This window comes from uncultured Granulicatella sp. (assembly GCF_963528195.1).
Taxonomy (GTDB): domain Bacteria; phylum Bacillota; class Bacilli; order Lactobacillales; family Aerococcaceae; genus Granulicatella.
Map to the genome: position 1 here is coordinate 1 of NZ_CAURVN010000057.1, position 7,575 is coordinate 7,575.

Annotated in this window: 6 protein-coding genes; all 6 read right to left on the reverse strand. The window is 34.3% G+C overall.

Going from position 1 to position 7,575, the window contains the following annotated elements:
- Window positions 1-293 precede the first annotated feature (293 nt).
- Window positions 294-728: a NusG domain II-containing protein gene (locus RWR88_RS08200; protein ID WP_314451744.1), complete on the reverse strand. Its 435-nt coding sequence runs from the start codon at window positions 726-728 to the stop codon at window positions 294-296.
- Between the two features lie 111 nt (window positions 729-839).
- Entirely contained in the window at window positions 840-1,748 is a 909-nt protein-coding gene (locus RWR88_RS08205; RefSeq protein WP_314113138.1) for an ABC transporter permease, read from the reverse strand.
- 17 nt (window positions 1,749-1,765) lie between these two features.
- Window positions 1,766-2,728, reverse strand: coding sequence for an oligopeptide ABC transporter permease (gene opp4B / locus RWR88_RS08210; RefSeq protein WP_314451746.1), 963 nt, complete (start codon window positions 2,726-2,728; stop codon window positions 1,766-1,768).
- A 2-nt stretch (window positions 2,729-2,730) separates the two neighbouring features.
- The gene (locus RWR88_RS08215) at window positions 2,731-3,678 is read right to left on the reverse strand and encodes an ATP-binding cassette domain-containing protein (protein WP_314348739.1); all 948 of its coding nucleotides are present in this window, start codon (window positions 3,676-3,678) and stop codon (window positions 2,731-2,733) included.
- Window positions 3,678-4,679 (reverse strand): ABC transporter ATP-binding protein, encoded by a 1,002-nt coding sequence (locus RWR88_RS08220; protein ID WP_314451748.1) that lies wholly within the window; start codon window positions 4,677-4,679, stop codon window positions 3,678-3,680. The genes RWR88_RS08215 and RWR88_RS08220 overlap by 1 nt, the downstream gene beginning before the upstream one ends.
- 412 nt (window positions 4,680-5,091) lie before the next feature.
- Complete coding sequence (locus RWR88_RS08225; RefSeq protein ID WP_314451750.1) at window positions 5,092-6,876, reverse strand: oligopeptide ABC transporter substrate-binding protein; 1,785 nt, start codon at window positions 6,874-6,876, stop codon at window positions 5,092-5,094.
- Window positions 6,877-7,575: the final 699 nt, after the last annotated feature.

The following is a 7,575-nucleotide window of genomic DNA, read 5'->3' on the forward strand; positions in this document are numbered from 1 at the left end:
AAAAGAGACGACTTAAGTCGTCTCAAAAAAAGTCTAACTTTTTGGGGTCACTTCAGGGGCTACTGGCGTCCTTTTCTACTATACAAAGAAGTCTAACTTTTATTCGCACTCTCATTAATATCCGTTAAAGAAGAATAGACTTCTTATAGCAGTATACGTAACAGCAGCCACACTTGTGGCTACTGTTACTAGGAAATTTTGAGACTGAGGCTCAAAATTTAGCAATGAGACTCGCTTTTGCGAGGCTGCTTGCGTCCTATACTGCAATAACAAGAAGTCTAATTCGCACTAATTTACAGGGGAATGATAGTATCCGTTTCTTCGGTAGGATCCTGTGTTGAAACAATCTCAATCATCAATCCATGCGGCAAACAAATACTCGTTTGCCCCACTCTTGAAATCCAACCCGTTTTAACGGCAATTTGGTCAGGACTATTATCTTCCTTATCTCTAATTCTAGTCCCATCTACTTCAATAATATTATATTGGTCATCACTAGGGAAATAAATAAATTCCTCTCGTGGAGTATCTTCTTTTAATTCAAAACGTTGCACTTCTTCACCATTAATCGTAACAACAGCATAAATCTTTGCTTCATCCGTTGGAGTCGCCATCTGTTGTACTGCAAAAATTGCATTTGGTAAAAATGATAAAATAAACAAGGCAATTACAATAATAATATCATAAGGCTTCACTAAATGTTGATACTTCTTAAATTTCTCTTTCATAAATCCTCCATTAAAATTATTAGCCCTTCTATTTTACAAAAAAATACAAATTTACACAACCAAAAAGACAAAACAAAAAAGACTTCTCAATAGAGAAGTCTAATTCAAATATTAACCTAAACGTTGTCGAGCATCCGCTGCACGTTGGAAAGCTTGTCCAATGTAGTTGATACATAACATCATTACTAAGATTAAAATTGTCGCAGGTAACCATACCCACATTTTATTTTCAATAATATCTTGCGTTTTCGCTGCAGAAATCAACGTTCCTAAAGAAGGAGTTGTATATGGTAAACCGAAACCTAGGTAAGTTAAACCAGTTTCAATACCGATGTTCCCTGCTAAACGTAAAATTAAGTTAACAATGATTAATGAACTAATGTTAGGTAAAATCTCACGGAACATAATTTGTAAATCACTAGAACCTAAAGTCTTAGACGCATTTACATAGTCTAAACTAGCTTCTTGTAACGTACGAGTTCTGAATAAACGAGCTGAACCAACCCAGAAGAACAATGTCATAATTATGATAAAGTGGAATAATGTATAGTTTGGAATAACTGTTACGAATACGATGATAATCATTAATGTTGGTAAAATCATGATAAAATCAACAATACGCATTAATGTAGTATCCACCCATTTACCATAGTATCCAGAAATCAAACCAACGATAATCCCGATAATACACGTTAAAATTGTAATCGTGAAACCAATTGTTACAGAGTTACGAGCCCCGATAACTAACATCGCGAAAACATCACGACCACCTTCATCAGAACCTAATAAAAATCCATTAACTCCTGGTGCTTTATAACGTTGTAAAATATTTACTTTCAAGGCAGTTGCTTCATTAATAAAGAACGGACCAATGTAAATAAATAAGAAAATTAAAGTTAAGATAATTAATGCTGCAAGAGCAATTTTATCTTTTAAAAATTCTCGCACAATAACCTGGAACCCAGTAGGTGGGGTAGATACGGTGCTTTCTTTTGTTACATCTTTTTTATCTTGCGCCATTTGCTACTCCTCCTTTTCTATTGTACGCGAACCCTAGGGTCAACGATACTCATAATAATATCAGATAATAATGTTCCTAATAGTGTTGCTGTACCAAATAGTAATAACAACGCTAAAATAACAGAATAGTCACGAGATGAAATTGAACTTACGAATAAGTTCCCCATTCCTGGATATGAGAAGATGTTTTCAATAAACACTGAACCACCGATTAAACCTGTGAATTCATATCCTAAGAATGCAGCGATTGGTAAAATTGAGTTACGGAAAATGTGACGGTTAAATACGACTTTTTCAGGAACCCCTTTTGCACGAGCTGTACGAACATAGTCTTGACTCTTCGCATCAATTACCCCAGTTCTTAAATATTGAACTGTACCAGTTGTTGATAAAATCGCCATTGTTAATGCTGGTAGTAATAAGTGGTGGAATCGATTAATTAAATAATTAACAGATCCTGGTGATACACCTGAATCAACCGAACCACGAGTTGGGAACCAACCTAATGTATAACCAAATAACCATAATAGAATTAAGGCAAATACGAATGTTGGAATTGAATAAGTAATGAAGTTGTAAACAACGATTAACTTATCTGCCCATGAGTTTTGATAACGTCCTGCAATCATCCCTAAAGGTAATGCAATCAAATACGTTAAAATTAATGTTAATAATGATAACCAAACTGTATTTCCAATACGTTCACCAATTAATTTAGTAACAGCATATTTATAAGTATAACTTTGACCAAAGTCTCCTTGGAATGCTTTTCCCATCCAACGAACATATTGAACATACCATGGGTCATAGAAACCAGCTTTCACACGTAAAGCTTCAATAGTATTTGGATCTGTTTCAGGTGTAATCAAACCTGTAAATGGATCCCCTGGCATCATCTTAGCAATTAAGAATGCTAATAAACTTAAAATTAAAATTTGTGGCAACATTAGTAGCACACGACGTAATATAGTTTTCCACATGTCTAGTTACCTCCCTTTACTGACGGATTTAACGCAACAAAATGCGAATCTGACAATTGTTGTAAATCGAATACACGACCATTTTCGTCATAGTACATTGTTTGATTTTCTTGATAGAATTTCTCAGCTTCAATACGACGTAGTTTGTTCGCTTCACGGTTTACTGGGTCAATAACTGGAATGGCTGATAATAAACGTTTTGTATAAATATGTTGAGGATCTGCATAAATATCATTTGCTTTTCCTGTTTCAACAAAACGTCCACGATACATAATGAATAATTCATCACACATGTGTTTTACAACCCCAAGGTCATGAGAAATGAATAAATAACTTAAGTTAAATTCATCTTGAATACGTTTCATATAGTTTAATACTTGCGCTTGTACAGATAAGTCCAAAGCAGATACTGGTTCATCGGCAATAATTAAACGTGGATTACTTGCTAATGCACGAGCTACCCCAATACGTTGACGTTGACCACCAGAGAATTGGTGAGGGTATTTTAATAATGCTTCTTCAGACAAACCAATAATTTCCATTAATTCGATAACTTTACGACGTTCTTCTTCTGGAGATAAACGATCGAAGTTACGTAATGGCTCAGCTACAATATCTAAAATACGTTTTTTAGGATTAAAACTTGATAATGAATCTTGGAAAATCATTTGTACATTACGGTTGTAATCAGAAGTACGACGACGTGCTTTATTTGTCACATCTTGACCTTCATATAATACTTTACCGCTTGTAACTGGTTCTAAACCGATAATTGCTTTACCAATTGTTGATTTACCAGAACCTGATTCACCTACAAGTCCATATGTTTTTCCTTCTTCAATTTCCAATGTAACGCCATCAACAGCATATACATGATCCGTTACTCGGTTAAAGAAGCCACTTCTAATTGGATAGTGAACTTTTAAGTCTTCAATTCTAACAAAACCCATTATGCTTCCTCCCCTTCAAAATGGAAATTTTTATAACATGTACAACGAACAAAATGGCCTTTGCCAACTTCGTGTAATGTTGGATTTTCTTCATGTTCTTCTGCAGAAATCCATGGAATACGAGGAGCAAAACGGCATCCTGTACGTGGTAAGCTTGGTAATGGAGGAACTGTACCTTCAATTACGTGTAACTCTTGTCCTTCTGAACCAGCTTGAGGAATTGATTGTAATAATGAACGAGTGTAAGGATGTTTAGGATTTGTAAATAATTCCTCAACAGGAGCAATTTCAACAAATTGTCCAGCATACATCACTGCAACACGGTCAGCAGTTTCCGCAACTACCCCAAGGTCGTGCGTAATTAAAATAATTCCTGATTGTGTTTCTGCTTGAATTTCATTTAATAAATCTAAGATTTGTGCTTGAATCGTTACGTCAAGCGCAGTTGTTGGTTCGTCAGCGATGATAATTGGTGGTTTACATGATAATGCAATCGCAATTACAACACGTTGACGCATCCCACCTGATAATTCATGTGGGTATTGTTTAAATGTACGTTGTGGATTTGGAATCCCTACTTGTGCAAGTAATTCTAATACACGTTCTGTACGTTGTTTTTCATCTAAATCTGTATGATATAATAATGCTTCGTCAATTTGAGCACCAATGGTCATTAATGGGTTTAATGAAGCCAATGGATCTTGGAAAATCATTCCAATGTCATTTCCACGAATTTTATTATATAAAGTTTCATTCAAATTCACTAAGTTCACATCATTATAAATAATGTCCCCAGTGATTTTTGTATTTAATTTATTATGTAGGCCCATAATAGTTGTTGCTAATGTAGATTTACCACATCCAGATTCCCCTACAATTGCTAAAATTTCATTTTTCTCTAATGATAATGAAACACCATCAACTGCATCATAAAAATCATCTTTAATACGGAATCCAACATGTAAATTGTTGATTTCTAATAATGGTTTATCGATAGCCAAATTCTCGTCCTCCTTTGTCTTATTCGAATGGTTAGTATTTTTAACATTCGTATATCTGTCATACAATATTTCAAATTAAATAATATCCTTAAAACATTATTGATATTATACGAATTTTTAACCAAAAATGCAAATTGTATGACAATTCCATTTTTAAAATTACGTATGTTTATTCTACCATGATTCTTTGAAAATTCCTATAATTTTCAACAGAATTTTTTAATAATTTCCTAATATTTTCCAAAAAAATGTTTTCAAAACCATCCAGTATTCATTACCTTTTTGCTTGGCTAGGAAGAATTAATTTTTTCTTATTTAATGTTATAGTTATTTCGTATATTTATATAAAAAGAAAAAGACTTTTAACAGTAGCTAGATCCTTTACTACTTGCTAAAAGTCAATTTCTTAAACCTATTTGACTGGAGTATCCGCAACTAATTCCATTTCATTAATCGCATTTTTTGGATTATTCGAAGCGATATCCGTACTATAATATTTTACTCTCTTATTTACAGCTGTTATTTGATCACCAATTAAAGTTGGGAAAACATATGCTTGATCATGAACATATTTTTGCCATTCTTTATAAAATTCAATATTTTTAGCATCATCAAATGCAGCCTCAGAATTAATTTTATTGAAGATATCAGTTTGTTCTTTACTTACGAAGCGTGTAAAGTTAAACTTCGCATCTTCACCATATAAACCTGTTGGATCTGGGTCAAAGCCTGTTGACCATCCAGCCGTATACATATCAATTTCTGGATCATTTGCTTCTACTTTATCATAGAAACTATTCACTTCCATTGTACGTCCAGATAATAATTGAACATCTAAACCAATGTCTTTCCACCATAATAAATATTGTTGAATTAAGGATTCATTTGCATCATCCCTCGTACGAGCAATAAAATTAATCGTTAATTTAGAACCATCCTTATTTTCTCTTAATCCATCACCATTGACATCTTTATAACCTGCATCATCTAACATTTTCTTAGCCTTTTCAGGGTTATAAGTAAATCCTTCTTGGTCTTTATTATATACATCTTTAAAGAATGGAATAATTAATGAATTTGTTCCTCTTTGTAATCCGTTATACAAACTCTTTCCTGCTTGATCAATATCTAATGCATAGGCAATTGCTTGACGTAAAACTGGATCCGACATTTTTGCATTTGGATTCATGACATTTTTTCCAATTGATTCATCCCATTTTCCTAATTGGAATGCAATATATTCGTAAGCTGACTCCTCACTACTTAATAATGTCACATTTGTTAAATCTTTATACGTATCAAATTGAGCTCTTGGCATCGAGGCAATATCATATTTTCCTGCTTTCATTTCAGAAACAATACTATCTGGAGAAACAAGTTCTGCTACTACCTTATCTAATTTTGGTCTTCCCTTATAATAGTACTCATTTGCTTTATAAGTCACTGACTCGCCAGGAACAATTGATTCAATGGTAAAAGCGCCTAACCCTACTACTTTTGTTCCGCGAACATAATCGCTTTGTTCCCAATCTTTTACAGGAATCGTTGAAAAAATATGCTTTGGCATTATATAAGGACTAATCGGTCCACCTGCTAACTTCATAGACGGAGTCATTTCTTTATAATGAATTTTTACTGAATAATCATCAATTTTTTCTAAACCTGAAATACTAGATGCTTGTCCATTATGAAATTCTTCCATTCCTTCGATATTTTTATAATTCGCATCATAACGAATACCTGTATAATCTTTATCCCCAATTCCTTCATAGGTAAAGATATAGTCATCAATGGTAACTGATTGTCCATCAGACCATTTATAATCTTTAGAATTCAATGTTACCTTCACTGTTTTTCCAGGAACATCAAATTCAAGCGATGCTAAACCAGAATTGACTAGCTTACGATTTTCGTCGTATTCAAACATCGTTCCATCAACATATCCTGTTAAAGCTGAATCTGTTGAATCTGAAGCTAATTCATCAATAAAAAGTCCATTAAAAGGAGATGCACTTACAATGGCATACTTTAATGTTCCACCTTTTATTGGTGTTCCTTCATGAGTAACTTCCTTTGCAAATGTTCTATCCTTTGCGTTTGAGTCATTCGCCCCATCTGTAGAGTTTTTCGGAGAACAAGCTCCTAAAACAGCAACTACTGCAAGTGAGGATAAGATTGCCATGCTTTGTTTTTTCATGATTTTCCACCCTTTTTGGTTTATTTTTACCACTACTATTTTAGCACACTCACCCATCGATTCAAGCGCTTACAAATAATTCTTCCCAAACTTTAATAAACTCCTCATTAATTCCTATGAAAATCTCATATAAAATTCAATTATAAAAGAACCATGAATTTTTCCGTTGTAGTTCAAATATGACACTCACGAAAGCGAGCCTACTAGCGTCGTCAAATACAACAAATACTATCTTACGCCCCCCATCCCAACAACACAAAAGAGCCATGATACTATCCGTTGTAGCTCAAGCAACCAAAGCCAAGCAATGGCTTTAGTTGCACGAAAATTCGAGACCTAGGCTCGAATTTTAGCCATGAGACTCGCGAAAGCGAGGCTGCTAGCGTCGTCACCTACAACAGATAGTATCTTACGCCCCCCATCCTAACAACACAAAAGAGCAATGATGCTGTATGCTGTAGCTTAAGCAATCAAAGTCAGAATTTGGCTTTGATTGAAGGAAACTTTGAGACCAAGGCTCAAAGTTTAGCCATGAGACTCGCGAAAGCGAGGCTGCTAGCGTCGTCACCTACAACAAATACTATTCTTACGCACCCCATTCCCATCATACAAAAAGAGCCATGAATTTTTCCCGTAGCAAGATTGAGGCTGGGCAAAAAGTCTCAAAAATAGAAGAAAGCACGTCCTGATTTTGACTAA